The following is a 24257-nucleotide window of genomic DNA, read 5'->3' on the forward strand; positions in this document are numbered from 1 at the left end:
ACCTGGAACTCATGGCCGACATGGCGTCGACCGCGACGCCGGACGTCAATGGCCTGCGCTACACGACCGGTGCCGTGTACGAAGGCCCGGTGGCCGGCGGCAAACCCGCCGGAAAGGGCAAGTGGCTGCGTGCGGACGGAAGTTATTACGAAGGCGACTTCGTGCAGGGCCTGCCGTCGGGTCACGGCAAGCTGGTGAGCGAGCGGGGCGTCGCGTACGAGGGACAATTCGCGGCGGGCATGGCGCGCGGCTCGGGCAGCATCCGCTTCCCGGCCGGCGGCAAGATGGTGTCGTATGAAGGCGGCGTCGAGGACGCCGTGCCGTCCGGTTCCGGCGTCCTCGTGACGAAGGACGGACGGCTCGAGGCCGCGTTCGTAAAGGGCGAGGCGCACGGCGACGGCGTGTTCGTCCCGGCCCACGCCGCCCCATCCGCGGGACATGGCGCCATGGGGCGTACCAATGGCCGGTGGCCGACAAGCTCGCGTTCGTCGGCGGCATCGATGGCGAAGGGCGGCGCCGCGGCATGGGCTGGTGCCGGGCGGACGCCTCGCCGCAGATCGACCTGTGCCGCTACAAGGAGGATCGCAAGGTTGCGTTGGACACGGAGAACGATTGACGCGATACAATCAATTTCTCCGACCATCGAACGAAAGGCTTTCCATGCACGCGCGCACCGTCCTCGCCCTCCCTGGCTTCCTGCTGAGCCTGTCGTACGCGGCCGCTGCTTTTGCCGCTTCCGCCTGCGGCCCGGCGCCGACCGGCGAACTGCGCGCGGAGCGCATCGCGAGCGTCAAGCCGTCGCGTTCGGAGCCGGGCCTGTACGAAGGCCCGGTGTGGATCAAGGATGCGCTGTACTTTTCCGATTTCAGCTTCGCGCCCGGCTTCCCGTCGCGCATCCGCAAGCTGGCGGCGGATGGCAGCGTGACGACGGTCGTGGAGGACAGCGGCAGCAACGGCCTCGCCGTCGACGCGCACGGCGACCTCGTCGCGGCCACGCACAAGTACAAGGCCCTGTCCCGCTATGCCATCGCCGACGGCAAGCGCACGACGCTGGCCGCTGCATATAACGGCCAGGTGTTCAACTCGCCGAACGACATCGCCATCGCGAAGGACGGCACGATCTATTTCACGGACCCGGATTTCCAGAAGGCCGCGGCGCCCGGCGGGCAGCCGGTCACGGGCGTGTACCGCGTGGGCACGGACGGCAAGGTGACGCTCGTGGACGGCAGCCGGCCGAACCCGAACGGCGTCTCGCTGTCGCCGGCCGGCGACGTGCTGTACGTGAACGCGGGCGACGGCTTCCTGCGCGCCTACCCGATCGTGAACGGCGTGCCGGGGCAGGGACGCGACATCGCAAAAGGGCTCGACATCCCGGACGGCATGGCCGTCGATTGCCACGGCAATATCTACGTGACCGAGCACCCGGCCAAGCGGGTGCGTGTGTTCTCGCCGCAGGGGAAAGAGCTGGCGACGATCCGTACGGACGCCAACGTCACGAATGCCGCATTCGGCGGCGCCGACGGCAACACGCTGTTCCTGACGGGCGCCGGCGCCGTGTGGCGGATCCGGCTGGACGTCACCGGATCGCCGTACTGACCGGCCTTACGTCTTCAGCACGACGCGCCTCTGCTCGCGCGCCGACTGGTAGATCGCCTCGATGATGCGCAGGTCGCGCAGGCCTTCCTCGCCTGCGACGATCGGCTCGCGGTCCTGCAGCACGCATTGCGCCATGTGGTCCAGCTGGCCGGCCCATTGCGTGGCGCCGGGACCCGGTGGCGGCGTGACTTCCTTGTCGCGGCCATTTCCCCCGACCCACATCCGGTTGCCGTGGTACCCGGTCGCCGGTTCCATGTCGATGCGGCCTTTATCTCCCACCAGCAGGATGTGGTTCTGGTTGGCGCTGTACATCGACTGGCACGAGCCGATCACGCCTGAGGGAAATTCCAGCTGGAAGCCGATCTGGTCTTCCACCTCGCGGAAGCGCGGGTCCTTGCGGTCCGTCGTTTCCTGGGCATAGACGGCGGTCGGTTCCTCGCCCGTCATGTAGCGTGCCGCGTTGAGGGCGTAGATGCCGATGTCCATCATCGAACCGCCGCCGGCCAGCGCCTTTTTGAGGCGCCAGGCGTTCGGGTCGCGGAAGTTGAAGCCGTGCTCGGAGCGGAAGTAGCGCAGCTTGCCGATCTCGCCCGCGCGGGCGATGCGGCGCGCTTCCAGGTTGTACGGTTCGAAGTGGCAGCGGTAGCCGATCATCAGCTTCTTGCCGGCCTGGCGGCACGCCGCGATCATCGACTCGCATTCGGCCGATGACACGGCCATCGGCTTTTCGCACAGCACGTGCTTGCCGGCCTTGGCCGCGCGGATCGTGTACTCGGCATGCATCGAAACGGGCAGGCAGATATAGACGATGTCGATGTCCGGGTTGTTGCGGATCTCGTCGTAATTCTGGTAGTTATAGAGATTCTTTTCCGGGACGCCGTATTCCTGCGCCACGCGCTTGGCCTTGGCCGCGTCGCCGCTGACCAGCGCGACGAGGCGGCTGTTCTTGCAGTTCTTGAATTGCGGGATGATGATGCCCAGGCCATAGGAGCCGAGCCCGACGATCGCATAGCCGAGCTTGCGATCGGGCGGGGCCGCCCATGCCATGTCTCCCATCGCACCCGCCGCCAGCGCGCCGCCGGCGGCAAGGACCAGACCTCGCCGATTCCTGTCGATCATCACGTCTCCTTTGTTATGGATGTTAGCGCTCACAGTCGCGATCTCATTTTAATACGAATGGACGGGCTCGCCCACAAATTAGCGCCAATCAATAAGCGGCGCCCCCCGGCGCGCACACTGGCAGATGGTGCCCGGAACGGCCGGGCCGTCTTTCAACGAGGTGAATCATGGTCAAACTCCAGGGCAGCGTGCCCGTACCCATCGCCGACTTGCGGTCGCTCGGACCGGCACCGGACGACGAACGCATCGACGTCACCGTCTTCGTGCGCCGCCGCGCGCCGCTTGCGCCCCATCCGCTCGACGCGAAACCGGGGCGGCGGCGCTACCTCACGCGCGCCGAATTCGCCGCGCAGCACGGCGCCAGCGATGCCGACCTCGACGCCGTCGCCGCGTTCGCGCAGCGGGCCGGGCTCGCCGTCGTCGAGCGCCGGCCCGCCGCGCGCAGCATCGTCCTGTCCGGCACGGCCGGCCAGGTGACGGCCGCGTTCGGCACGGCGGTGGAACGGGTCGAACACGCGGCCGGGATCTCGCGCCGCCGCACGGCGCCCGTGCAGCTGCCGCCCGAGCTGGACGGCATCGTCGAAGGCGTGTTCGGTATCGACGACGTGCCTATCGCGAAGCCGCATTTCAGGTTCTCCAAAGAATCCGCGCAGGCTGCCCTGAATGCCTCGATGCCGATGGGCGCCGCGCCCGCCGATGCGCAGGCCGAGGCGCAGGCCGCGGGCGGTTTCACGGGCGTCGACCTGGCGAAGCTGTACGATTTCCCGACAGGCCTGGACGGCAGCGGCCAGTGCATCGCCATCATCGAGCTGGGCGGCGGCTACCGCAGCGCCGACCTGAAGGCCTATTTCAAGAGCCTGGGCCTGCCCGCGCCGCACGTGACGGCCGTCTCCGTCGACGGCGGCAAGAACAGCCCGTCGCTGCCGTGGAGCGCGGACGCCGAGGTCGCGCTGGACATCGAGGTCGCGGGCGCCGTCGCGCCGAAGGCGCAGATCGCCGTGTATTTCGCGCCGAACAGCGAGCAGGGCTTCGTCGATGCGATCGCGGCGGCCGTCCACGACGACGTGCGCAAGCCGTCCGTGATCTCGATCAGCTGGGGCGCGCCGGAATCGGAATGGACCGACCAGGGCCTGGCCGCGATGGACCAGGCGTTCGAGGCCGCGGCCGCGCTGGGCGTGACGGTGTGCTGCGCGGCTGGCGACGCCGGCGCGCACGACCAGAACCCGCAGAACGGTACGCCGGACGGCCTCGCGCATGCGGACTTCCCCGCGTCCAGCCCGTACGTGCTGGGCTGTGGCGGCACGCGTATCGCCGTCAGCGGCAATACGATCACCAGCGAGACGGTGTGGAATGACGATCCGTCCAGCAGCGCCACGGGCGGCGGCGTCAGCGACAAATTCGCGCTGCCGTCCTGGCAGACGGATGCGGGCGTGCCGCCGTCGATCAACCCGGGCGGACACGTCGGCCGCGGCGTGCCGGACGTGGCCGGCAATGCGTCGCCCGCGACCGGCTACCGTGTCCGGGTCGACTACCTGACCTACACCATCGGGGGCACGAGCGCCGTGTCGCCGCTGTATGCCGGGCTCATCGCGTTGCTGAACCAGAAGCTGCCGCAGCCCGTGGGCTGGCTCAATCCGCTGCTGTACGGTCCGCTGGCGGGCAGTGGCGCCATGCGCGACATCACGCGCGGCGACAACGGCGGCTACACGGCCGGGGCCGGCTGGGATGCGTGCACGGGCTGGGGCGTGCCCGTCGGCGTGAAGCTGCTGGCCGCGCTGGAAAGCTGAGTCAGCCCGGCCCCAGCCGCGCCAGCAGGTCGGCGCGGTATTGGCGGCTGCACGGCACCCGTGCGCCGCCACGCAGCAGCAATTCGCCGTCGCCCTTGTCCAGCGTGACGACCTTGTCGATCCAGCCCACGGCCACGGCGGCGCGCCGGTGACAGCGGATGAAGCCGGCGCCGAGCCGGTCGACGAGGCCGGTCAGGGTCTGGCGCAGCAGCGGACTGCCCGCGGCCGTGTGCAGCACGACGTAGTTGTCGGCCGTCTCGATCCACTGGATGTCGACAATGCGCACGACGCGCGTGGCCCCGCGTTCGCTCACGAGCAATTGCTCCAGCGGGGCGGGCGGCAGCGCGGCGGGCCGGCCGTCGACCTTGATCTCCAGCTTTTTGCGCAGGCGCGCCAGCGCGCGTGCGAGGCGTTCGCCATCGTAGGGCTTCAACAGGTAATCGATGGCGTCGCAGTCGAATGCCTGGCACGCGTAGCGTTCGTACGCCGTGACGAACACGACCAGCGGCGCCGGTTCCGGCAGCGACGCGGCCAGTTCGATGCCGGACAGTTCGGGCATCTCGATGTCGAGCAGCAGCGCGTCCGGGCGGAAGCTGGCGATCCGTTCCAGCGCGTCGATGCCGTCGGCCGCTTCCTCGACGGCCGTGACGCCGTCCTGCTGCGCGAGCAGGTGACGCAGCTTGGCGCGGGCGGGGCGCTCGTCGTCGACGATCAGCAGACGCATACGAACCTCAGCAAGGCAACCTCATCTCCGCGCGCACGCCCCCTTGCGGCCGCGCCGTGATGTCCAGCCGGCCCGCGTCGCCATATAAAGCCTGGATGCGCGCGCGCAGGTTGGCCAAGCCGATGCCGCCGGGGCGTTCCGACGCCGCCAGCTTGCCGGCATCGTCCTCGACGCCCAGCACGAGCTCGTCGCCCTCGCGGCATACGGACACCGCGATATGCGTCTGGCCGCGGCGTCGCTCCACGGTGTGCTTGAACACGTTTTCCAGCAGCGGCTGCAGGCTCATCACGGGGACTTCACGGTCGAGCAGCGCGTCGTCGACCTGCCAGGCGATGGCGACGCGGTCGGCGAAGCGCTCGGCCATCACGTCCGCGTACCCGCGCGCGAGGCGCAGTTCGGTGGCGAGCGGCGCCGCGTGGCGGTCGCCCAAGGCCAGCGTTTCGCGCAGCACGTCGGCCAGTTGCGTGAGCGTGGCGTCGGCCCTGGCCGGGTCGGTCCAGATCAGCGCCGACACCGTGTTCAGCGCATTGAACAGGAAGTGCGGCTGCATCTGCTGACCCAGTCTCTGCAACTGCGCCTGGCGCAGCAGGGTGTTCGAGCGTTCCGCGCGCAGCCGCGCGTCGAGCAGGGCGCGGTAGGATTGCACGCCGAAGCGGATCGCCATGAACAGGCCGAAGAAGATCGTGATCTTCATCGATTCGTACACGAACAGCTGCGGCACCGGGTCGTGCCGGTACGTTTCGCCGACGAGCGCGTACACGCCATGGCGCAGGCCGAACGCAAGGGGCACGAACGCGATCCAGTACATCGGCAGCCAGCGCGACTGGCGTGCGAACCAGCGCCACGGCGTGCCGAGCAGGTGGTCGTCCGTGTGCGACCAGCGCAGCTGCACGAGGGCGAGTCCGGTCACGACGAGTGCCGACGACCCTTCCCACAACAGCGGCTTCCAGATCGCGTGGCTGTGCTCGTTGCGGACGAAATCCTGCACGGCGACGAGCATCATCAGGATCCAGAACAGGATCCAGGCGGACACGAAGACGGCATTGCGGCGCAGGAAGGTCATGCGGCGATGATCGGCCATCCTCGGGTGATTGTCAAAAGTCATCGGTGCGGCATCGAGACGACGCTTCTGCTAACGTCGAGCCGAGCACACCAACCCCTGGAGGAAGCACATGGAACGTTTCCTGTTCGTGTACCACGGCAAGCCGGGCGCCGATTCGGACACGCGCCACGACCTGTCGCGCTGGGCCGCGTGGTTCGACGGCATGGGCTCGCGCGTCCTCGACCGCGGCAGCCTCACGCACAGCGCCGTCGAGGTGCCGCGCCGCCTGCTCGGGCCGAAGGAATCCGCCAGCTCGCTGTGCGGCTATTCGGTCGTCGAGGCGGCGGACTTCAACGAGGCCGTCGAGATCGGCGAGCGCTGTCCCATTTTCGACGAGGGCGGCTCGGTCGAGATCGCGCGGCTGACGATCCCGCTGACGTAAGGATCAGCCGCGCGTCAGCACGACGTGCGTGGCGGCCTGCGTGGGCACGTGCTCGGTGACCTTGAACCCGAGCGCGGGCAGGTCGATACCGGCCAGCAGCGCCTCGCCGGACCCCAGCAGGACGGGCGAAATGGCCAGGTGCATCTCGTCCACCAATCCCGCCTGCAGGTACTGCCGGATGGTCGACACGCCGCCGCCCAGTCGCACGTCCTTGCCGCCCGCGGCCTCTTTGGCGCGGGCGAGGGCCGCCTCGATGCCGTCCGTGACGAAGTAGAAGGTCGTGCCGCCCTTCATTTCGAGCGGGGCGCGGGCGTGGTGCGTCAGCACGAACACGGGCACGTGGTAGGGCGGCTCGTCGCCCCACCAGCCCTTCCACTCGTCGTCCGGCCACGGGCCGCGCACGGGGCCGAACATGTTGCGGCCCAGGATCCAGGCGCCGACATTCTCGAAGCCGCGCGCGGCGAAGTCCTCGTCCGGACCATCGGTTCCCTTCGATTCGTCGCCCAGCATGCGCTGGAACGTGCGGGTGACGCGGAACCATTGGTGCAGCGTCTCGCCGCCTTCGCCCAGCGGATTCTGCAGGCTCTGGTTCGGGCCGGCCCCGTAGCCGTCGAGGGACATGGCAAAGCATCGGACTGTCAGTCTGGACATCGTCGTTCTCCTGTTGGACGGGACGCGGGCTGCGTCCCTCGTTCTTACGACGAACGGGCCGGCCCCGTTTCGACAACGCGGCGCCGTCAATCGTCGATCTCGTCATCGCCCGGCTTGCGCCCGCGGCTGCGGTCGAGCGGGCCCTTCATCGCGTCCACATCGCGCATGAACTCGTCCACGCCGTGGTCGGGGCTCACGCGGATGGCGGGCGGCATCAGCACGGACATATAGAGCTCGTCGGACCAGCGTCCCGTGCGCTGCATATTGCCAGCCAGAATCAGCCCGGAGCATAGCACGGCGAAGCCGGCGCAGATCCAGCGGTAGCGCGTGCGGTTGCGAGTCCGGATCGTGCACAGGTGAAAATAGATCATCCCGGCCAGCAGCACCGTCCCGACATGCGACGCGTAATGAGTGAACCCTTCGGCCGAGAACGCATAACCGAGCGTGCTGCCCAGCAGCGCGCAGGCGGCGAGGGCGGTAATACCGCAGCCGAACACGAACAGATGCCGGCCCAGCCGCGCGTGGCGGGCAAACAGGCGGTTGGCGCACGCCCAGATGCCGCCCCACAGCAGCGCGGCCGCGAGCCCGCCCGCGAGCGCCTCCGCGTAGCGCACGAGCTCGAAGTATTCCGTGTCGCTGAGCCAGCGCGCCAGCAGCGCGACGCCGCCGGCCAGCAGCAGGCCCGCCGCGCCCGGCAGCACGCCTTCCCAGCCGTGGAACGTGCGGTCGAGGAGTTCCGGCATGACGGGGAAGTCGGCCGCGCGCACGCGCAGCGCCGTGTGGCCGATGCGGACGACGGTATCTCCCGTCAGCTGGGCGTCCTGCAGGCGCTTGCCCTGGATGACGATGCCGTTGCGGGTGCCGAGGTCGTGCAGCAGCAGCCGGCCCGCTGCATCCTGCTCGACGACGGCGTGCGCGGCGGCTGCGTAGTCGTCGTCGAGGATCACGTCGTTGTCGTAGCCGCGCCCGATGCGGATCGGCAGGCCGTCGACGCGCTGGCGGTGCAGCACATCGCCATTCCTGGCCAGCAGCTCGACGAACCAGGGGCCGCTCATCGCCCACGGCTCCGTCCGAGGGCGGACAAAAATGCCCGCGTCGCGCGCATGCCGTTCTCGTATGACACGCCCGCCAGGTCGAGCCGGCTCTGCAGGTTCGCGTGCGGGTCGTCCGTGCTGGCGGCCAGCAGGGTGAAGTTGTACAGCCCGGCGAACTTGCGGTACGCGCGCACGCACGTCACGGCGCGCACGGGCAGCGTGGCCGTGTGCACGAACATCTCGGCACAGGCGGGACGCGTGAGACGCGTGTCGCGGCCCGCGCCGATGCGGTCGACGCGAAAGCGCGAGCTGGCCAGCACGGCGAACTGCAGCGGGTGCAGGGAACTCGAACGGATCACCTGGTGCGTCATCGACACGTGGCCCGTCTGCTGCGTGTCCGATACATAGACCGCCACTTCCATCGCGCAACTGACCGAGTCAAGCGTGTACTCGGCCTCGGCGCGGAAGTTCGAGCGGCCCCAGCAGCGCAACTGCTGCGATTCGCGCACGGGCACCTGGTACGGCCCCATCGCACGCATCGACAGGGGCTCGGCCAGCAGGCGGTCGATCAGCGCGCGCTGGTGCGCCAGCAGTTGCTGCCCGATCAGCGGATTGAAATTCTTCGGCGGATGCGGCTGCGCCGACGCCTGCCGCAGCAGTTCCTGCGCATACTTGACGGGCACGAGGAAGCTGACCAGTTCGCCGTCGAGGCGCTTGGAGACGTTCACGCCCGCCACGACGCCGGCCGCCGTCACGCTGGGCCCGCCGCTCATCCCGGAGTTGATGGGGCCCGTGAAAATCAGCTGCTCGTAAAAGCTGCGCGTGACGATGCCGTTGTACGACCCTTCCGAGATGGCGAAGCCGAGGTCGAGCGGATTGCCGAGCGAGTACAGGTACTGGCCCTGCACGAGTTTCACGGGCTTGTCCGGCACCTGGAAGAACCCCGTGCCGTTGCGGTTCACGCGGACGACGGCCAGGTCGTGCAGCACGTCCACGGCCAGCAGTTCGACCGGGCCGCTCTTGCCGTCCGTGTCGACGTATTCGCCGATGTAGACGTCCGGATCGAGCGCCATCTGCGACACGACGTGGTAATTGGTCAGCACGAGGTTGCCGGTGCCGACGAGGAAGCCGGAGCCGACGCTCGACTGGCTGCGGCCATTCCTGAGCAGCATGCGGATCTGCAGCAGGTCGGCCCTGGCGGCGGAATACAGGGTTTGCGCGGCGCTGGACGGCGTGGGCAGCGCGGCCGTCTCGTCCGTCTCGCCGGGGCCGGGCGCGGGCGGCGTCGTCGCCGGTGGCGTCGCGGGGGGATCACGAGCGGCGGCTGCGGCACCGGCTTGACACGCTGGTCTCCCTTGCCCGCGGCGACGGCGAGTGACGCGGCGGCGAAGACGATGGCGGCAAGGGCGGCGGGCGGGAGGCGCATGCCCCCATCTTGCCAGAACCGCCCGCGGCGGGGATTACGCTTCGCTGTCGAGCACCGCTTCGGTGGCCGGCGTCATCATGTGACCCAGCTTGGCCTGCTTGGTATTCAGGTAGTTGTCGTTGTAGGTGTTGCGGTTGACGAGCAGCGGGACGCGCTCGGCGACCTTGATGCCCAGCTTGCCGAGGGCGTCGATCTTGCGCGGGTTGTTCGTCATCAGGCGCACCGCCTCGATGCCGAATTGTTCCAGCATCGGCAGCACGAGCTCGTAGTTGCGCGCGTCGGCGTGGAAGCCCAGCTGCAGGTTCGCTTCGACCGTGTCGGCACCCGCTTCCTGTAGGCGGTAGGCGCGGATCTTGTTCACCAGGCCGATGCCGCGGCCTTCCTGGCGCAGGTACAGCAGGATGCCGCGGCCTTCGTCGGCGATGCGGCGCAGCGCGGATTCCAGCTGGGCGCCGCAGTCGCAGCGCTGCGAGAACATCACGTCGCCCGTCAGGCATTCCGAGTGGATGCGCGCCAGCGGGGCGTCGCCCGTGGACAGGTCGCCCAGCGTCATCGCCAGATGCTCCTTGCCCGTCGAATGCTCGACGAACGCATGCAGGGTGAACTGCGCCCACGGCGTCGGCAGGGAGCACGACGTGACGTAGTCGACGAGGTTGGACGGCGCGGTGGCTTTGTCTTGCATGGTTTTTCCTGGGCGATGACGCGAAAAGGGTTACGTAAATAAGGGTTACGTAACAGGCGAGTTTACCGGAAATCGGACATGGCCGTGTAGTTCGCCCCTTCGCGGCCCCTCCGCCTCGCCATCCGATATGGGTGCTGCTGGTCGAAAATACAACAATGCATCATGGGTGTTCACGTGGTGCAACACAATTCCCGCACGGAATCTTGGCTGTGCTAGGCTCACACCAGCGTCGATACGGGCGCAATGTACTCTAGTTCGCCATGCCAAATCCCCTGAAATTTGTTCGCCGCCTGCTGCCGCGCGCCCTCGGTGCCTGGCTCGCCCTCGCCTTCGTGCTGCTGTCCATCGTCCTCACGCTGGTGCTGACGTCCGTCATCGAACGCAAGTCGGCGGAACAGGTCCAGACGAGCATCGGCCACGGCCTGGCCGAGCTGGCGATGCAGACGTCGGACAAGCTGGAACGCGGCATGTTCGAACGCTACCGCGAGGTGAGCCTGCTGGCCCGGCGCCGCGTGCTGGCCGAAGGGCAGCCGCAGGAGCGCCGCCGCGCCACGCTGGACGGCATCCAGAGCAGCCTCGGTTACTACAGCTGGATCGGCCTGGCCGGCCTGGATGGCAAGGTGCAGGTCTCGGCGCAGGGTCTGCTGGAAGGCGCGGACGTGTCGAAGCGCCCGTGGTTCCGCAATGCCCTGCGCGGCATCCACGCGGGCGACGTGCACGACGCGGTACTCCTGGCGCGCTACCTGCCCAGGCAGGACGAGCCGTGGCGCTTCGTCGACGTCGCCTTTCCCTACGTCGACGACGAGGGCGTGACGCGCGGCGTGCTGGGCGCGCACCTGTCCTGGCAATGGGCGCGCGACGTCGAGCGTTCCGTGATGGCCGGGATCGCGGCGCGGCGCCAGGTCGAGGCCCTGATCGTGGATGCGGACGGCAACGTGCTGCTCGGGCCGGCCGGCGTGGCGGGCAAGCGCCTGACCCTGCCGAGCCTGAAGGCGGCCCATGCGCAGCGGCGCGGCGGCTATGTCGTCGAGACGTGGCCGGACGGCCGCTCGTACCTGGTGGGCTACCAGCTGGGCCACGGCTACGGCGAGTATCCGGGCCTGGGCTGGACCGTGCTCGTGCGCCAGAACGTCGACGATGCCTTCGCCCCCGTGCGCCGCCTGCGCGAATACGGCCTGGCCGCCGGCGTGGTGCTGGCGGGCGTGTTCTCGCTGGCCGGCGTGTGGCTGGCGCGCCGCATCACGCGCCCGCTGGGCGACCTGGCCGATGCCGCGCAACGCATCCGCGCGGGCGAGACGGCCCCGATCGAAATCAGGCGCGGCGGCTATGCCGAGGTGCGCGCACTGGCCACCACGCTGAACGCGCTCGTGGCGAACCTCGTGCGGCGCCGGCGCGCGCTGGAAGACTTGAACGCGACGCTGGAAGCGCGCGTCAACGCGCGTACCCGCGAGCTGGAACAGGCCCTGGCCAGCGTGCGCGCCAACGAGCAGCGCATCGCCACCATCATCGAGACGGCGCAGGATGCCTTCGTCGGCATCGACATGCGCGGCCGCATCTGCGACTGGAACTCGGCGGCCGAGAAGATGCTCGGGTGGTCGCGCGACGAGGCGCTGGGCCGCGTCGTCTCGGATCTCGTGATGCCGGAGCGGTTCCGCGCCCATTCACGCGAGCTGCTGCGCCACTTCCTCGAGACGGGCACACTGGATACGCTGGGCCAGCGCGTCGAACGCATCCTGCTGGCGCGCGACGGCCGCGAGATCCCGGTCGAGATGACCGTCGGCCTGGCCGGCACGGGTGACGGCATCTTCTTTTCCGCGTTCATGCACGACATCTCGGCGCGCAAGGAAGTCGAGCGCATGAAGGACGAATTCGTGTCGACCGTGTCGCACGAACTGCGCACGCCGCTGACGGCGATCTCGGCGTCGCTGGCGCTGCTGGCCGACGGCATGGCCGGCGAGCTGCCGCCCGATGCGAAAGGACTCGTCGACGTCGCCAATGCGAGCTCGGGACGGCTCGTGCGCCTGGTCGGCGACGTGCTGGACATCCAGAAGATGGACGCCGGCAGCATGACGTTCGAGCGCGAGGTGCAGCCGGTGCTGCCGCTGGCGGAGGACGCCGTCGCCGCGATGCAGAGCTTCGCCGCGCAATCCGGCATCGCGCTGTCGTGCGTGGCGGCGCCCGGCGCGGAAAGCGCGCGCGTGGACGTCGATCGCGACCGCCTGGCCCAGGTGCTGACCAATCTGCTGTCGAACGCGATCAAGTTTTCCGGGCCCGGATCCACGGTGCGTGCGCAGGTCGAAGCGGGCGCGGAGCACGTGCGCCTTGCCGTGGCCGACGAGGGCGCGGGCATTCCGGAAGCGTTCCGCGAGCGCGTGTTCCAGCGCTTCGCCCAGGCCGACGGCGCCGATTCGCGCCGCCAGGGCGGCACGGGCCTCGGCCTGTCGATCTGCAAGAAGATCGTCGAAGAGATGGGCGGGACCATCCGGTTCGACAGTGCCGAGGGCATCGGCACCACGTTCTACGTCGAACTGCCGCTCGCGGCCTGAGCACGCGTCACGCCAGTCACGCCATAGCGCCGCTCGAATTCGTCCATGGCGACGGGATGGCCCAGCAGGTAGCCCTGCATCACGTCGCACCCGTGCGCGGCCAGGAACGCGTGCTGCGCGTCGAGTTCCACGCCTTCGGCGATGGTCTCCAGGTGCAGCTTCCTGGCCAATGCGATGATCGCTTCGACGATCGACGACGCGTTCGGGTCGTGGTCGACCTCGCGCACGAACGAGCGGTCGATCTTCAGCGCCGCCAGCGGAAAGCGGGCCAGGTAGGCCAGCGACGAATAGCCCGTGCCGAAATCGTCCAGCGCGAAGTGGATGCCGAGCCGGCGCAACTGCTGCATGCGGTCGACCAGGTCGTCCGGATTGCGCGCGAACACGCTTTCCGTCAGTTCGAGCGTGAGGCGGTCGGCGGGCGCGCCCGTGGCGGCCAACAGCGCGGCGACGGCGTGCGGGAAATCCGGGTCGCGCAACTGGTGCACGCTGACGTTCACCGCGAGCTTCAGCGGGGCGAGGCCCGGCGTCCGGGCCCAGCGCGCGAGCGCGTGGCAACCCTGTTCCAGCACGTCCAGCCCGAGCGCGGCGATCAGGCCTCCCGATTCGGCCGCGCCGATGAATTCGCCGGGGCTCACCAGTTCATCGACGCCGCGTTGCCAGCGCACGAGCGCCTCCGCGCCGACGAGGCTCCCGTCGTGGCCGAACTGCGGCTGGCAGTACAGCACGAACTGGCGCCGCGCGAGGCCGGTGCGCAGCGCGGCCGACAGCGCCGCCTGGCGGTCCGCCGCAGCCTGCATGCCGGGGTCGAAGAAGCGCAGCGTGTTGCGGCCTTCTTCCTTGGCGCGGTACATCGCGAGGTCGGCCTGGCGCAGCAGGGCGTCGATGCTGGTGGGCGCGCCGTCGAACAGGGTGACGCCGATGCTCGGGCTGCTGGCGCACTGGCGCCCGGCCAGCTCGAACGGCTCGCCCAGCACGTCGAGGATCTTGCGGCCCACGGCATGGACTTCGATGGTCGCCTCGTCCGGGCTGGCGCCCAGGTTTTCCAGCACGATCACGAATTCGTCGCCGCCCAGGCGCGCGAGGTGGTCGCCTTCGCGCAGCGCCTGCCGCAGCCGCCGCGCCACTTCGCGCAGCAGCAGGTCGCCCACGTCGTGGCCCATCGTGTCGTTCAGGAGCTTGAAGTTGTCGAGGTCGAGGAACAGCAGGGCGCCGTGGCGGCCCGCGCGGCCGTTGCGCGCGAGGATCTGGCCCAGTTCGTCGATCAGGAAGCGCCGGTTCGGCAGGCCGGTCAACTGGTCGAAATACGCCAGTTCGTGGATGCGGTGCTCGACCCGCTTGCGTTCCGTGAGGTCGGTATTCGTGCCGGACAGCCGCAGGGCCTTGCCGGCGCCGTCGCGCAGGATGAAGCCGCGGCTCAGCACGGGGACGTAGTGGCCGTCGCGGTGGCACAGGCGGAATTCGATGCTGTAGGCCTGGCGCGGACCGGCCAGCAATTCCTCCAGGAAGGCGGCCACCCAGGCGCGGTCCTCGGGATGCGTGAGGCGCACCCATGCCTCGGGGTCGGCCCGCATCTCGTCGGGCGCGTAGCCGAGCATGTCCCAGTAGCGTGCGGAATAATACAGTTCGCCGGTGACGAGGTCCCAGTCCCAGGGCGCATCCGTGGACCCCTGCAGCGCGAGGCGCATGCGCTCCTCGGACTTGTGCAGCGACTGTTCCGCGTCCTTGAGGGCGGTGCAGTCCGTGAAGCAGACGACGACGCGGTCGATGGCACCACGCTCGTCGCGCTCCGGATACGCGTTGCAGATCGCCCAGCGCACGTCGTCGTGATCCGGCCGGGCCACCCCGACGACGAGGTCCGACACCTTCGCGCCGGTGCGCAGGACCGCGTTCACGGGATATTCGGAGGGCGGCATGCGGGAGCCGTCCGCGCGCACGAAATGCCAGGTGTCGTCGCTGGATTGCGCCCCGAGCATCTGCTCTTCACGCCTTCCCAGCAGCGCCAGCGCCTGGCAGTTGGCCGCCACCACGCGGCCGGCAGCATCGTGCATCACGACACCTGCCGGCAGGTGGGCGAGCAGGTCGTCGAAACGGCGCTGGGCGTCGTCCGGGACGCCGTCGGGACGACTGATGCTTGGCGGGTTCGCGTGCATGTGGACTTTTGGTTACGTTTTCCGCGCATGCTAGCAGGTCCGGCACGCCAGCGGCGCGCGCTCAGGCCGCTTTTGTCGCGTCAACCCGACGGCAGCGCGTGGTAGCGGAAATCATGCGGGCGCACGGTCCCTTGCGCAGTCAACGCTTGCCGAAGTTGACGAACTCCGCCAGCAGCTTGCCCGTGGCCGGCATCATGCCCGTGAACGTGAGACCCACGCGGACGGCGTCCCGCACAAAGACGCTGTTCGACGCGCGGGCATTCAGGTCGAGCCGCTGCACGCTGCCGCCGCTGAAGACGGAAAAGGCGACGCGGCACGTGGTGCCGTCGGGCAGGGGGCAGGGCAGGAGGACGGCCATGCCGTCGCGGCCGATGTCGACCGTGACGGCGGTCAGCGACGGACCGGAGGTGACGTCGACGACGGCACGGACGCGGCACAGGCGGCGCGGCGAACGCCGGTCGTCGGCATAGGTGTCCGTGCGAAAAGCGTTATTCGATTCCACGACAAGAACGGATGTATAGACAAACCCGTCGATTGTTGCTGATGAGAACTAAATTGTGGTTGTCGGTACGCGACTTAGAAGGTTTACTCGGTTACCGCAACTCGTGGACGGCGATGCCGCCGAAGCCCTCCCACGCGCCGAATGCCGCTTCCAGGCCGGGCAGCAGGCGCAGCAGGGCGGCCTTGTCCTTGTGGAAGGTAGTGGCGCTGCCGTCGATGTCGCGGGTCGATTGCAGGCGGTACAACCTTGCATCCTTTGCCGCGAGCGGCTGGCGCAGCAGGGCCAGCACCTGGCGGCCACCGACGTCCACCGCCAGCAGGTCGCCGGGACCGTCCGCGGCCCGCACGTAGCGCCGTTGGACTTCCGGATCGATGGGGCCCGCCTCGAGCGCGATCCGCACGCGGCGGCCGTGGGCACCGGCCCAGTCGAGGAACGGGATGGCGAAGTCGACGATCTGGTCGCGGTCGGTGCGGTAATCCATCACGGCGAGGGCGTCCGCGTGGGGCGCCAGCGCGTCCAGCAGCGCCTGGTTCTTGCCCCACCAGAACGGCACGACGAATTCCACGCGCAGCGCGTCGCCCGCCGCCGCTTTCACGGCGCGCGCCATGGCGATGTACGCGGCGTCGCGCCGGGCCGCGGGCAGCACGTTGTCCGGCAACAGATACGGTTCCACGTCGAACTGCACGCCGCGCACACGGGCCTCGGGCGGCTGCGATGCGTTGTAGGCGGCATAGGCCTGCACGCGCTTCGCGACGGCCGGGACTTCGTCCGCGAGCACCATGTGCGGGTCGCCGTCGACGCTATACACGACCATGCCCTTGTCGCCCGCCTGGCGCACGAACGCGGCCAGCAGGTCGGGCGCCCGCACGGCGCTGCCGTCCTTCAGCGGCACGGTGACGAACAGTTCGCGGAGGCCCTGGGCCGCGGCCCAGTCGAGCAGGGCGGGGCCGCCGTCGATCCAGTCGCCTGGGCGCCAGACCCACGTCGAACGGGGCGCCGGCTTCGATGCCCCGGCCGGTTCCAGCGCGAGCGCGGCCACGTCGATGCTTGCCTGCGTCGCGGGACACAGCAGCACGAACTGGCGCCAGTCGGCGCGGTCGAGGCGCGGCGGCAGCGCCAGGCGCGCGGCCTTCGCGTCCGGGGCGGTGGTGCCCATGTCGAACGCGTCGTCGCGCGCACGGCGCGCCTCGTCGGCCACCTGCCACGTGAACGATCCGCCCTGCGCCGTGTAGGTCGCCGCCAACGCGGCGTTCGCGCGCGTCATGAACCACGGCCCCGTAAGGATCACGCCCGCGGCGCGCTGGCCGGGGCGGCACGTGACCTGCAGGCGACCGTCCGCCAGCGTCGCCTGCACGCGCTCCTCGACGCCAAACGTGCGTGCGCGCATCCGCGGCAGCAGGTTCGCGTGCAGGGGCATGGGGCCGGGTCGTTCGGGACCGGTCTTCGACGACGGCAGTTCATGTTCGCTGACGGTGAAGCGGCCGTCGGCCACGTTGCCGTGCAGGAGGATGGTGTTCTCCGGTGTCTCGCCGGGCGCGAGCGGATACAGCGTCTCGACCTGCGTTCCGGGCGGCAGTGCCACGCTCGTGCAGCCCGGCTTGCGGGGCTGGTCGTCGACGATGTAGCGCGGCGGCCCGTCGGCGGCGCACTGGTGCAGCGAGGCGGCATGGGCCGGGAGGGTCATGGCGAGCAGGGACAACGGAAACAGCAATCGACGGATCATCAGGGGCCTTTCGGCGTACTGGCCTGCCAGTCGCCCTTGCGCTTCATCGTACCCCACGTCGATTCCTTCTGCATGACCCAGCGCCACAGGCCGATCAGGCGCCACATCGTGTTCAGCTGGCGGTAGCCGAGGTTCTCCAGCAGCACGACGGCGGCCAGCGCCAGCAACTGCTTGCCGCGCGGGTAGATGTGGAAGGACATCTCTTCCAGCAGCAGGCCGGAGGCCGACAGCAGGATGCCGAGGCCGATGGCGACGAACATGAACGTGGTGAACGCCTGCCAGGAGATCTCGCCCATGAGGAACGACCAGACCATGAAGATGTAGCCGCCCACTTCGACGAGGGGGCCGAGCCATTCGAACAGCAGCATGAACGGGAAGGCGAGCCAGCCCGGCACGCCGCCATTGCGCGAAAACATCAGGCCCCAGTTGGCGTTCAGGCTCTCGGCCAGGCCGCGCTGCCAGCGGATGCGCTGGTTCTTGAGGGTCTTGTAGTCTTCCGGCGCCTCGGTCCAGCACACGGGATCGGGCACGAATTCCACCTTGTACGGCTGGCGCTTCGCGCGCAGCAGGCGGTGCATGCGGACGATCAGTTCCATGTCCTCGCCGATCGTGTCGGGACGGTAGCCGCCCGCCATGATCACGGTGTCCTTGCGGAACACGCCGAACGCGCCCGAGATGATCAGCATGCCGTTCACGGACGACCAGCCGAGGCGCCCGAACAGGAACGCGCGCAGGTATTCCACGACCTGGAACAGCGCCCAAACGTTTTTCGGCAGGCCGACTTTGGTGAGAAAGCCGCCCGTCACCTCGCAGCCGTTGGCGACGCGAATCGTGCCGCCCGTCGCGACGACGGTCGGGTCGCGCAGGAACGGCTCCGTGACCTTTTCCAGGCTGTCGCGCTGCAGGATCGAGTCGGCATCCACGCCGCACACGAGCGGATAGCGCGACGCGTTGATGCCCGCGTTCAGCGAGTCGGCCTTGCCGCCGTTCTCCTTGTCGATCACGCGCAGGTTCGGGAAGCGCGTGGAGCGGTAGATCTGGCGGATCTCCTTCGTTTTGATCTGGCGGCGGTAGGCTTCGGGGAACGGCAGCAGGCCGAATTCGCACTTCAGCACTTCGAGCGTGCCGTCCTTCGAGCCGTCGTTCACGACCAGCACTTCGTACTCGGAATACGTCAGCTGCAGCATCGAGCGCACGGACGCCGCGATCGTCGCTTCCTCGTTATACGCGGGCACGAGGATGCTGACGGGCGGTTCCAGGCCGGAATAGGCGCGCGGCAGGTCGTCCAGCATCTCTTCCTGGCCCTTGCGGTGCAGGGTGCGCAGCGACAGCATGTTCAGCACGAGGTAGCCGCCGTTGAGCAGGATGAAGTAGCACAGGACGAACCAGGTGACGAACTGGATGAGCAGGTGGTGCGTCATGATGCGGGCCTTTCTGCCATGACCTGGCCCAGGATGTCGGCGGCGAAGCGGTCGGTGAGCCCTGCCTGCAAGGCGTCCAGTTGGGCGCGGCTCAGCCAGGGCAATTCGACGATCGCCTGCGCCGCGCGGTAGCGCACCCACCATTCGCGATCGGCCAGCAGGGCGGTGAGGCGGTCGACGTCGGACGCGTCGCCGATGCGGCCCAGCGCCTTGGCGGCCAGCACGCGCACCTGCCAGTCCGCATGCGCGAGCAGGCCGCGCACCTGGTCCCGCAGGCCGGGCGTCGCGACGATGCGCAGCGCGGCCGTCACGCGTTCGAGATCGCCGCTGGCGAGGGCGGCGGACAGCACGTCGGCCGGCAGGTCGATGCGCAGCGCTTCCGCGATGCGCAGGGCGCGCGGCAAACGCTCCTGCGGCAGCGCCGGCAGCAGGTTTGCCAGCACGCCGGCGACCGGTGCGCTCGCTTCCTTCAGGATCCCGGCCACGTGCGACATCGCCCAGTCGTCGCGTGCGACGAACAGCGGCGTCAGGTAATCCGCGGCCGCGTGCGGGTCGATGCGCACGAGCGCCCACAGGGCGGAGAGCGACAGGGTCACGTCGGGGCTTTCGGCCAGCGTGCGCAAGGTGTCCCACGATGCGCGGTCGCCCAGGTGGCCCAGGAGGAGTGTCGCCAGCAGGCGTTCCGTGCGCGGGCCGCGCGCGAGCATGGCGCGCGCATCATTCTGCACGCCGAGGCGGCGCGCGACGTCGTTCAGGGCGACGCCCGCCTCGCCGCGCAGCGACGCCTGCAGGTGCACCCACAGCTTGATGAAGTGCGGGCGCTCCGATTTGCGGAGCGACGGCAGCGTGTCGGGCGTCTCGCCCACGATGGCGGCATTCAGGACGGGACGCCAGCGGGCGAGCGCGCGCGCTTCGCGCCGTTCGCGCCGGCGCAGCGCCATGCGCAGGCGGATGATCTGCGCCCCGAGGAGCAGGGTCAGGAGGAGGGCGCCGATGCCCGTCCAGTACGCCGCCGCCAGGACCGGATCGGTCGGCGCCGTGAACGCGACGGCCAGCGCGTGGTCGGGGATGATGCCGCCCGTGGGCAGGATCATGCGGGGGACTTCAGGAAGCGGCGCAGGCGCGCCAGCAATTCCTGCGGCTGGAACGGCTTGATGATGAAGTCGTTGGCGCCGGCGTCGAGGGCGCGCACGGTGTCGCGCTCCGTGTTCTTGGCGGTCAGCATGAGCACGGGCACGGCTTCCCAGCCGGCCTGCGCGCGGATCAGGCCCACGATCTCGAACCCGTCCACGTACGGCAGCATCACGTCCAGCAGTACGAGGTCGGGCGCCGGCTGCGACACGACGTGCTGGACGGCGGCACGGCCATCGGCCACGTGGATCACGCGATAACCCTGGCGCTCGAGCATGAAGCCGAGGACGTGGGCGATGTGGACATCATCCTCGACGACGAGGACGCTGGGTTGTGCGCTCATGTTGTTGGGGTCGAAAGTTGCCGTCGGGCTTCATTATACCGAGGGCATTTAACATTCGACGCGCGATTGTGGTGAGCGTGCGACTGCCAACGGTCACTTATTTGCACTTATTTGTGACCTGTTGGCAGTCTGGTACCCAGCCGGTCAGGCCGGCAGGTCGAACAGCAGCACCTCGGCCGCCTCGGCCTTGTCGAACACGACCCGCTCCTCGCCGCCGATCTTGAGCGCATCGCCATCCTTCAGCGGCACGCCGTTGACGGTGACGTCGCCGCGGATCACGTGGACGTAGGCCAGGCGCTCGCTGTCGAGGGCATGTTCCGCCTTGTCGCCTTCATCGAGGATGGCGGCGTAGATCGACGCATCCTGGTGGATCAGCACGGAGTCCTGGCGGCCGTCGCGCGAGGCGATCAGGCGCAGCTTGCCCTTCTTGCTGTCGGTCGAAAAATGCTTTTCCTCGTAGCTGGGCGGGATGCCTTTCGTGTCCGGCTCGATCCAGATCTGCAGGAAGTGCACCGGGTCCGTCTTCGACCCGTTGAACTCGCTGTGGCGCACGCCGCTGCCCGCGCTCATGCGCTGCACGTCGCCGTAGTGCAGTACGGAGCCGGTGCCCATGCTGTCCTTGTGCTCCAGGGCGCCGTCCAGCACGTACGAGATGATTTCCATGTCGCGGTGGCCGTGGGTGCCGAAGCCGCCGCCCGGGGCGACGCGGTCTTCGTTGATCACCAGCAGCGGGCCGAAGCCGCTGTGCCGCGGGTCGTAGTAATCGGCGAACGAAAAGCTGTGTTTGGACATCAGCCAGCCGTGGTGGGCGGCGCCCCGTTCTTCGCTCCTGCGGACTTCCATCATGATTCGCTCCTTGGTGTGTTTGCCTGTCGATGGAATGAGTATAGGGAAGCCGCCCCGCAAAGAAAAACGAGTAGTTTTAGCGCCTGTGATCGAAAAATTCGATCAACGGCGCAGAGGATCGAGCAGGCCGCGCAGGTTGTTGTGGTCGAGCTCGTACATGAGGGCGAGCAATTCGCCCAGCTCTCCCTTCGGAAAGCCTTCGCGGGCGAACCAGCCCAGGTAGTGCCCCGGGAGTTCGGCGATCGTGCGGCCCTTGTACTTGCCGTAGGGCATTTCGCGGGTCAGCAGCAGGGTGAGGTGTTCAGGTTTCATCGTGCCGCCACTTTAGCAAATCGCGCGAAGGGCGTAGCATGCGCCGGAGAGGAGAGACCATCATGGCAACCGACTTCAACCTGGAACGCTTCGTGGAAGCCCAGAACGGCGTCTACGATACGGCGCTGGCCGAGCTGCGCGCCGGTCACAAGCGCACCCACTGGATGTGGTTCATCTTTCCCCAGATCGAGGGACTGGGACACAGCGCGATGGCGCAGCGCTACGCGATCCGTTCCGCCGACGAGGCCGCGGCCTATCTCGCGCACCCCGTGCTGGGCCCGCGCCTGCGCGCCTGCGCGACGGCCGTCGCCAGCCACGACGACCGCGGCGTCGACGAGATCTTCGGGCACCCGGACAACCTGAAATTCCATTCCTCGATGACCTTGTTTGCCGACGTGGCGCCCCACGAAGCGATCTTCCAGGCCTGCCTCGACCAGTTCTTCGACGGCCGCCCCGACCCGGCCACGATGGAGCGGCTGGGCTGACCGCCCGGACGCCAGACGCGTCCGCGACGGTGCCGTCGACGTTGTTGCGTATAATCCGTGGTCAGCTTGTCTACCAACCACACAACAACACACATGGCTTCATCTCCAGACAATATCAGCATGGCGGTGTTCTGCGACTTCGAAAACGTCGCACTCGGCGTGCGCGATGCGAATTACGAGAAATTCGACATCAAGCCCGTCCTCGAACGCCTGCTGCTCAAGGGCAGCATCGTGGTCAAGAAATCCTATTGCGACTGGGATCGCTACAAGGGCTTCAAGGCGACGATGCATGAAGCGAACTTCGAACTGATCGAAATCCCGCACGTGCGCCAGTCGGGCAAGAATTCCGCCGACATCCGCATGGTCGTGGACGCGCTCGACCTGTGCTACACGAAAGCGCACGTAAACACGTTCGTGATCGTGTCGGGCGACTCGGACTTTTCGCCGCTCGTCTCCAAGCTGCGCGAAAATGCGAAACGGGTGATCGGCGTCGGCGTCAAGCAGTCGACGTCGGACCTGCTGGTCGCGAACTGCGACGAATTCATCTTCTACGACGACCTCGTGCGCGAACAGCGCCGCGCCGCCGCCAAGCGCGACGAGCGCAAGGCCCAGCCGCAGCAGAGCCGCGGCCGGTCGGACGGCGATAACCGCAAGCGCGAAGAGATGGAAGCGCGCAAGCTGCAGGCGCTGGAGATGGTCGTCGAGACCTTCGACGCGCTCGTCTCGGAGCGTGGCGACACCGGCAAGATCTGGGCGTCGCTGCTGAAGGACACGCTGAAGCGCCGCCGCCCGGACTTCTCCGAAACCTATTACGGTTTCCGTACGTTCGGCAACCTGCTGGAAGAGGCCCAGACGCGCGGCCTGTTCGAATTCGGCCGCGACGAAAAATCCGGCACCTATGTCTTCCGCGGCGCCAACGCCCAGGTCGACCTGCAGCCGGTCGAAGCCGCGCCGGTGGAGACCGCTGTCGAGCAGCCGCAGATGGCTTCTGAGCCGGTGGCCTTGGTAGCCGGCGACGAACTGGCCGCGGAAACCCAGGGCGAGCAGCCGACTGAAGTTCCGGCAGCCGCCCGCGAATCGCGCCGCCGCGGCGGCCGCGGACGCAAGGGCCGCGAAGGGCAGGCGCCCGCGCCCGATGCGGTGCAGGAAGCCGTGCCGGTGTCCGAGGAGGCCGCGATGGCCACCTGGCCCGCGCCGACGCCGGACCTGGCCGAAGCGCCGGAACCGGTCGTCGCAGCCGAGGAACCCGTCGCTGCCACCGAAGAAGCGCCCGCGCCGGTGAAGGAACGCCGCCGTACGACGCGCACGCCGCGCAAGCCGGCCGCGCGCAAGGGTGTGGCCGTGGAGGCGGTGGCACAGGAAGACAGCGCCCCGGCGCCGGATGCACAGGACGCGGTCGTGGAAGCGCAGCCGGTGGAAGCGCCGGTGGAAGCGCCGGTGGAAGCGCCGGTGGAAGGCGAAAGCGAAGCCGCGAAGCAGGCCCGCAAGAAGTCGGCCCGCCCGGCGCACAAGGCACCGTCGCGCAAGCCCGCCACGCGTGCGCCGCGCCGGCCGGCCAAGCCGAAGACGCCGCCCGAGAACAGCTGACCCGTCGTTCCCGCGAAAGCGGGAACCCATGCTGAGTTTTCGGCATCAGGATGTCGGAGGCGCTGAGGCGTTTCCGACTTGGTGATTTCTGTGGCTCAGCTTGGATTCCCGCCTGCGCGGGAATGACGGTCCCAGGGCCAACAATACTCGCTCGCGTTGTTCCGGACCCGCGCGCGCGTCCCATCCGGGCCTGTGCAATAATGACAAGAACGCCTCCGCGTCCACCGTCATGCAAAGGCCCACCATGCGTACGCTCACCGGTCTCTTCGCCTGCCTCCTCGCCGCCACCGCGCTGCCATCCCAGGCGGCCGCACCCTCCGCGGCGCATCCCTTGCTGGGCATCTGGATCCTCGCGATCCCGCAGCTCGGCTGTTCCGAGACTTATCACTTCCGCGGCGACGGCACGACGCTCGTGAAAAGCGCGGACGAAGTGTCGGAAAGCGAATTCACGGTCGCCGAGAAGCCCAGCGCCAAGGGCTTTTATAAACTCGACGACAAGATCGTGAAGGACAACGGCAAGCAGGATTGCTCCGGCGAGATCATGAAGCCGGGCACGCGCGCCACGAACTACATCCGCTTCCACCCGTCCGGCGCGCGCTTCGTGATGTGCCGCGACGAGACGATGGAAGCGTGCATCGGGCCGTTCGAGCGGATGCCGGGGCAGGGGATCTGATCGCCGGTGTATATTGCTGGGCGCTCAGTTAACTT

The 24257-nt window shown here is 68.5% G+C and carries 22 protein-coding genes and 1 pseudogene; 8 read left to right on the forward strand and 15 right to left on the reverse strand.

Annotated features, from left to right (window positions below):
• Nucleotides 1–20: 20 nt before the first annotated feature.
• Together P0M04_RS18285 and P0M04_RS18290 are read left to right on the forward strand one after the other, a co-directional pair.
• A pseudogene (locus P0M04_RS18285) lies at nt 21–176 on the forward strand (hypothetical protein); the annotation flags it as partial.
• A 484-nt stretch (nt 177–660) separates the two neighbouring features.
• A complete protein-coding gene (locus P0M04_RS18290) occupies nt 661–1596 on the forward strand; it encodes an SMP-30/gluconolactonase/LRE family protein (protein ID WP_259447668.1) in 936 nt (311 codons plus the stop codon).
• 6 nt (nt 1597–1602) lie between these two features.
• Here the strand turns inward: P0M04_RS18290 and P0M04_RS18295 are convergent, their stop codons facing one another.
• A complete protein-coding gene (locus tag P0M04_RS18295; protein ID WP_259447667.1) occupies nt 1603–2715 on the reverse strand; it encodes a Gfo/Idh/MocA family protein in 1113 nt (370 codons plus the stop codon).
• Between the two features lie 167 nt (nt 2716–2882).
• Between P0M04_RS18295 and P0M04_RS18300 the strand changes: the two genes are divergently transcribed.
• The gene (locus tag P0M04_RS18300) at nt 2883–4502 is read left to right on the forward strand and encodes a S53 family peptidase (protein ID WP_259447666.1); all 1620 of its coding nucleotides are present in this window, start codon (nt 2883–2885) and stop codon (nt 4500–4502) included.
• A 1-nt stretch (nt 4503) separates the two neighbouring features.
• On the opposite strand, the gene P0M04_RS18305 is transcribed toward P0M04_RS18300, so the two are convergent.
• Complete coding sequence (locus P0M04_RS18305; protein WP_259447665.1) at nt 4504–5226, reverse strand: LytR/AlgR family response regulator transcription factor; 723 nt, start codon at nt 5224–5226, stop codon at nt 4504–4506.
• 7 nt (nt 5227–5233) lie between these two features.
• Nucleotides 5234–6307: a sensor histidine kinase gene (locus tag P0M04_RS18310; RefSeq protein ID WP_259447664.1), complete on the reverse strand. Its 1074-nt coding sequence runs from the start codon at nt 6305–6307 to the stop codon at nt 5234–5236.
• A 91-nt stretch (nt 6308–6398) separates the two neighbouring features.
• On the opposite strand from P0M04_RS18310, the gene P0M04_RS18315 reads away from it, so the two are divergent.
• A complete protein-coding gene (locus tag P0M04_RS18315) occupies nt 6399–6710 on the forward strand; it encodes a YciI family protein (RefSeq protein ID WP_259447663.1) in 312 nt (103 codons plus the stop codon).
• 3 nt (nt 6711–6713) lie between these two features.
• On the opposite strand, the gene P0M04_RS18320 is transcribed toward P0M04_RS18315, so the two are convergent.
• From P0M04_RS18320 to ribA, 4 genes are all read right to left on the reverse strand, one after another.
• Complete coding sequence (locus P0M04_RS18320; protein WP_259447662.1) at nt 6714–7361, reverse strand: dihydrofolate reductase family protein; 648 nt, start codon at nt 7359–7361, stop codon at nt 6714–6716.
• Between the two features lie 86 nt (nt 7362–7447).
• Complete coding sequence (locus P0M04_RS18325; protein WP_259447661.1) at nt 7448–8416, reverse strand: FHA domain-containing protein; 969 nt, start codon at nt 8414–8416, stop codon at nt 7448–7450.
• The gene (locus tag P0M04_RS18330; RefSeq protein WP_281042043.1) at nt 8413–9567 is read right to left on the reverse strand and encodes a S1 family peptidase; all 1155 of its coding nucleotides are present in this window, start codon (nt 9565–9567) and stop codon (nt 8413–8415) included. The genes P0M04_RS18325 and P0M04_RS18330 overlap by 4 nt, the downstream gene beginning before the upstream one ends.
• A gap of 288 nt (nt 9568–9855) precedes the next feature.
• Nucleotides 9856–10503 (reverse strand): GTP cyclohydrolase II, encoded by a 648-nt coding sequence (ribA, locus tag P0M04_RS18335; RefSeq protein ID WP_259447659.1) that lies wholly within the window; start codon nt 10501–10503, stop codon nt 9856–9858.
• 260 nt (nt 10504–10763) lie between these two features.
• On the opposite strand from ribA, the gene P0M04_RS18340 reads away from it, so the two are divergent.
• Nucleotides 10764–13049, forward strand: coding sequence for a sensor histidine kinase (locus P0M04_RS18340; protein WP_259447658.1), 2286 nt, complete (start codon nt 10764–10766; stop codon nt 13047–13049).
• Here P0M04_RS18340 and P0M04_RS18345 read toward each other — a convergent pair.
• The 8 genes from P0M04_RS18345 to P0M04_RS18380 form a co-directional block, all read right to left on the reverse strand.
• Complete coding sequence (locus P0M04_RS18345) at nt 13022–15199, reverse strand: putative bifunctional diguanylate cyclase/phosphodiesterase (RefSeq protein ID WP_259447657.1); 2178 nt, start codon at nt 15197–15199, stop codon at nt 13022–13024. The two genes, P0M04_RS18340 and P0M04_RS18345, sit on opposite strands and share 28 nt — an antisense overlap.
• 139 nt (nt 15200–15338) lie before the next feature.
• The gene (locus P0M04_RS18350) at nt 15339–15701 is read right to left on the reverse strand and encodes a PilZ domain-containing protein (RefSeq protein ID WP_259447656.1); all 363 of its coding nucleotides are present in this window, start codon (nt 15699–15701) and stop codon (nt 15339–15341) included.
• 91 nt (nt 15702–15792) lie between these two features.
• Nucleotides 15793–17424: a hypothetical protein gene (locus P0M04_RS18355; protein ID WP_259447655.1), complete on the reverse strand. Its 1632-nt coding sequence runs from the start codon at nt 17422–17424 to the stop codon at nt 15793–15795.
• Nucleotides 17424–18845: a glycosyltransferase family 2 protein gene (locus P0M04_RS18360; protein ID WP_259447654.1), complete on the reverse strand. Its 1422-nt coding sequence runs from the start codon at nt 18843–18845 to the stop codon at nt 17424–17426. The genes P0M04_RS18355 and P0M04_RS18360 overlap by 1 nt, the downstream gene beginning before the upstream one ends.
• Nucleotides 18842–19939: a HEAT repeat domain-containing protein gene (locus tag P0M04_RS18365; protein ID WP_259447653.1), complete on the reverse strand. Its 1098-nt coding sequence runs from the start codon at nt 19937–19939 to the stop codon at nt 18842–18844. The genes P0M04_RS18360 and P0M04_RS18365 overlap by 4 nt, the downstream gene beginning before the upstream one ends.
• Nucleotides 19936–20319 (reverse strand): response regulator transcription factor, encoded by a 384-nt coding sequence (locus P0M04_RS18370; RefSeq protein ID WP_105375525.1) that lies wholly within the window; start codon nt 20317–20319, stop codon nt 19936–19938. The genes P0M04_RS18365 and P0M04_RS18370 overlap by 4 nt, the downstream gene beginning before the upstream one ends.
• Before the next feature lie 144 nt (nt 20320–20463).
• The gene (locus P0M04_RS18375) at nt 20464–21165 is read right to left on the reverse strand and encodes a pirin family protein (RefSeq protein ID WP_259447652.1); all 702 of its coding nucleotides are present in this window, start codon (nt 21163–21165) and stop codon (nt 20464–20466) included.
• Between the two features lie 102 nt (nt 21166–21267).
• The gene (locus tag P0M04_RS18380; RefSeq protein ID WP_259447651.1) at nt 21268–21477 is read right to left on the reverse strand and encodes a DUF3820 family protein; all 210 of its coding nucleotides are present in this window, start codon (nt 21475–21477) and stop codon (nt 21268–21270) included.
• A 62-nt stretch (nt 21478–21539) separates the two neighbouring features.
• Between P0M04_RS18380 and P0M04_RS18385 the strand changes: the two genes are divergently transcribed.
• The 3 genes from P0M04_RS18385 (at nt 21540) to P0M04_RS18395 (ending at nt 24222) form a co-directional block, all read left to right on the forward strand.
• The gene (locus P0M04_RS18385) at nt 21540–21962 is read left to right on the forward strand and encodes a DUF1810 domain-containing protein (protein ID WP_259447650.1); all 423 of its coding nucleotides are present in this window, start codon (nt 21540–21542) and stop codon (nt 21960–21962) included.
• A 93-nt stretch (nt 21963–22055) separates the two neighbouring features.
• On the forward strand, nt 22056–23549 hold the full coding sequence (locus P0M04_RS18390) for an NYN domain-containing protein (RefSeq protein ID WP_259447649.1): 1494 nt from the start codon (nt 22056–22058) through the stop codon (nt 23547–23549).
• A gap of 244 nt (nt 23550–23793) precedes the next feature.
• A complete protein-coding gene (locus P0M04_RS18395) occupies nt 23794–24222 on the forward strand; it encodes a hypothetical protein (protein WP_259447648.1) in 429 nt (142 codons plus the stop codon).
• The last annotated feature ends 35 nt before the right edge of the window (nt 24223–24257 follow it).

This window comes from Telluria mixta (genome assembly GCF_029223865.1).
GTDB lineage: Bacteria > Pseudomonadota > Gammaproteobacteria > Burkholderiales > Burkholderiaceae_D > Telluria > Telluria mixta.

Coding starts and splice junctions, on each gene's coding strand:
- P0M04_RS18290 (WP_259447668.1), top strand. CDS start 661: ATGCACGCGCGCACCGTCCTCGCCCTCCCTGGCTTCCTGCTGAGCCTG.
- P0M04_RS18295 (WP_259447667.1), bottom strand. CDS start 2,715: ATGATCGACAGGAATCGGCGAGGTCTGGTCCTTGCCGCCGGCGGCGCG.
- P0M04_RS18300 (WP_259447666.1), top strand. CDS start 2,883: ATGGTCAAACTCCAGGGCAGCGTGCCCGTACCCATCGCCGACTTGCGG.
- P0M04_RS18305 (WP_259447665.1), bottom strand. CDS start 5,226: ATGCGTCTGCTGATCGTCGACGACGAGCGCCCCGCCCGCGCCAAGCTG.
- P0M04_RS18310 (WP_259447664.1), bottom strand. CDS start 6,307: ATGGCCGATCATCGCCGCATGACCTTCCTGCGCCGCAATGCCGTCTTC.
- P0M04_RS18315 (WP_259447663.1), top strand. CDS start 6,399: ATGGAACGTTTCCTGTTCGTGTACCACGGCAAGCCGGGCGCCGATTCG.
- P0M04_RS18320 (WP_259447662.1), bottom strand. CDS start 7,361: ATGTCCAGACTGACAGTCCGATGCTTTGCCATGTCCCTCGACGGCTAC.
- P0M04_RS18325 (WP_259447661.1), bottom strand. CDS start 8,416: ATGAGCGGCCCCTGGTTCGTCGAGCTGCTGGCCAGGAATGGCGATGTG.
- P0M04_RS18330 (WP_281042043.1), bottom strand. CDS start 9,567: ATGCTGCTCAGGAATGGCCGCAGCCAGTCGAGCGTCGGCTCCGGCTTC.
- ribA (WP_259447659.1), bottom strand. CDS start 10,503: ATGCAAGACAAAGCCACCGCGCCGTCCAACCTCGTCGACTACGTCACG.
- P0M04_RS18340 (WP_259447658.1), top strand. CDS start 10,764: ATGCCAAATCCCCTGAAATTTGTTCGCCGCCTGCTGCCGCGCGCCCTC.
- P0M04_RS18345 (WP_259447657.1), bottom strand. CDS start 15,199: ATGCACGCGAACCCGCCAAGCATCAGTCGTCCCGACGGCGTCCCGGAC.
- P0M04_RS18355 (WP_259447655.1), bottom strand. CDS start 17,424: ATGATCCGTCGATTGCTGTTTCCGTTGTCCCTGCTCGCCATGACCCTC.
- P0M04_RS18360 (WP_259447654.1), bottom strand. CDS start 18,845: ATGACGCACCACCTGCTCATCCAGTTCGTCACCTGGTTCGTCCTGTGC.
- P0M04_RS18365 (WP_259447653.1), bottom strand. CDS start 19,939: ATGATCCTGCCCACGGGCGGCATCATCCCCGACCACGCGCTGGCCGTC.
- P0M04_RS18370 (WP_105375525.1), bottom strand. CDS start 20,319: ATGAGCGCACAACCCAGCGTCCTCGTCGTCGAGGATGATGTCCACATC.
- P0M04_RS18375 (WP_259447652.1), bottom strand. CDS start 21,165: ATGATGGAAGTCCGCAGGAGCGAAGAACGGGGCGCCGCCCACCACGGC.
- P0M04_RS18380 (WP_259447651.1), bottom strand. CDS start 21,477: ATGAAACCTGAACACCTCACCCTGCTGCTGACCCGCGAAATGCCCTAC.
- P0M04_RS18385 (WP_259447650.1), top strand. CDS start 21,540: ATGGCAACCGACTTCAACCTGGAACGCTTCGTGGAAGCCCAGAACGGC.
- P0M04_RS18390 (WP_259447649.1), top strand. CDS start 22,056: ATGGCTTCATCTCCAGACAATATCAGCATGGCGGTGTTCTGCGACTTC.
- P0M04_RS18395 (WP_259447648.1), top strand. CDS start 23,794: ATGCGTACGCTCACCGGTCTCTTCGCCTGCCTCCTCGCCGCCACCGCG.